This window comes from Enterobacter sp. Li2LvB3 (assembly GCF_056156645.1).
Genome location: NZ_JBSICG010000052.1, coordinates 1 through 2,421 on the forward strand (window position 1 = coordinate 1; position 2,421 = coordinate 2,421).

Below are 2,421 nucleotides of genomic sequence, written 5' to 3' on the forward strand. Positions count from 1 at the left end.
GCGCTGAACAGAATGACGACGGCAGGAATACCAGAAGGCGTGCGTGTCGCCTGAAAACACGTACCGCCCGTGGATTCCCCGTTTTACACCATTTTAGATGACCCTGAGTGTTTGTTAAACCCGTGGCGATTCAGATAACATATTTTGCATTGCATTTTCATCGCGTCTAAAAATCTTTAAGCATCAATAAATTTCTTTTATTATCAAAGCTATATATATTTTATTAATCGACAGGCATACAATCTCAAAATTCCACTATTGAAAAGATGAAAAACATTTACCCCATCATTTTTGCTTGCTATCGTCATTAATATACCCTGAGCTGGTCACTGCCTTTATGAAACGGACAAATGAATGAAATCAAATTCAGCGCATAAAAAGCTTATGACATCGGACAGACTGTAAATATTAATATGAAACCAGACGATACATTAAATTCGTTTCGATTTCATCCACTAACCAAGAATTTTACTTTAGACGGACTGCCCGTCTGAATATTAGAAAGTATACTCAACTGATTTTATTGTAAGTATCGAGTTTAGCAGATGCCTTTTACTCATTACCTATCCTTTCAGGGGGGGCAACCATGTCAGCCTTTTTTTGCAAAGCTTGCTCTGTATTTTTTAGAGTTAAATATTAAAGATGAATCAAATTTACGCAACCGTATGGAGTCAATCACGCCAGATGTGGATGGTTACATCTGAATTGTCCATAGGACGAAGACTCCCGAAGTTATCTGTCAAAAAAAAATCGCATGTTATGTTACTGGTTTTTTTCTCCCTGCATTCAACTCCTGGATTAGCTGTTCCTCAGTCAGTAAACGACGGACAGATTGTTGAAGGGACTATTCTAAATAATAAGGATGTTCAGAACGTTTATTCCGGGGGACAGGTGAATCTTGCCTCGGTGAACTCTGGGGGAATTCAGAATATCAATTCCGGTGGTACGGCCACCTCAACAACTGTCAACGCTGGCGGTTTACTGAACGTTACTTCAGGGGGTACGGCTAAGGCTGTCATCCTGAATACAGGTGGTTCACTCAAGGCAACCACCGATGCTACTATTTCCGGCACCAATACCCTTGGCACCTTCTTTATTGATGCAGCATCTCACTCTGCCACCAATGTTTTGCTTGAAAATGGTTTTCTTTCTGTAGAAACGGATGGACTTGCTACCAATACCACTCTGAATTTAGGGGGGTGGCAATACGTAAAATCAGGTGGCGCAGCTATTTCAACAACTATAAATTCAGGTGGAAATGAGGGGGTTTACGATGGAGGACTGGCAACTTCCTCAACAGTTATTATGGGGCGACAATTTGTAAGTTCTGGTGGTACTGCTGTTGCCACCACAATTAATGGAGGAGTCCAGACGGTTTATACTGGGGGGGTAGCCATTGCTTCTACAGTAAACGAATCTGGTGTACAAACCGTTCGGACGGGTGGGAATGCATCTTCAGCAATGATTAACTCCGGCGGAGTTCAAGATCTTCGAGGCGGGCGCGCTACTGAAACCATAATTAATTCAGGTGGTTTGCAGACTGTCAGCACAGGGGGCATAGCCATTTTGACCATCCTAAATAATGGTGGAATCCAGAACGTCAGTTCAGGTGGTTCTGCTAGTGCCTCAATTGTGAATAGTGGTGGAAGTCAGAATGTTTATTCAGCCGGTATTGCTGATTCGTCCACGCTGTATAACGGGGGAGAGCAGTTCATCATATCTGGTGGTTCAGCCACGTCCACTACGCTGAACTCGGGCGGCACCCTGAACGTCAATTCCGGTGGCACGGCCCTGACGGTCGTCCAGAACAGCGGCGGCGCATTGCAGACCAGCACCGACGCCACCGTCTCCGGCACCAACGCCCTCGGTGCCTTCTTTGTTGACGCAGCCACGCGCACGGCCAGCAACGTCCTGCTGGAAAACGGCGGCTGGCTAAACGTCAATTCCAGCGGTTCAGCCACGTCCACCACGGTGAACGGTGGCCTCGAGACCATTTATTCCGGCGGTGCAGCCACTTCAACAGTCATAAATGGAGGGTATCAGGACCTCAGAGGGGGCTCGGCAACATTAACCACGGTGAACGGCGGAACCCAGACCATTTATTCCGGCGGTTCAGCTACTTCCACCACGGTGAATTCCGGTGGCACCCAGCACCTCTATTCCGGCGGTTCAGCTACTTCAATAGTCATAAATACAGGAGCTCAGGTCCTCGATGGGGGCTCAGCAACATTAACCCTGGTGAACGGCGGAACCCAGACCATTTATTCCGGCGGTTCAGCTACTTCCGCCACGGTGAATTCCGGTGGCACCCAGCACCTCTATTCCGGCGGTTCAGCTACTTCAACAGTCATAAATACAGGAGCTCAGGTCCTCGATGGGGGCTCAGCAACATTAACCCTGGTGAACGGCGGCGGCATCCAG

General features: G+C 47.3%; 1 protein-coding gene. It reads left to right on the forward strand.

The window, feature by feature from the left end; all coding sequences use genetic code 11:
- Nucleotides 1-642: 642 nt before the first annotated feature.
- A partial coding sequence (locus tag ACS603_RS23320) for an AIDA repeat-containing protein (RefSeq protein WP_474945005.1) occupies nucleotides 643-2,421 on the forward strand: 1,779 nt, incomplete at its 3' end.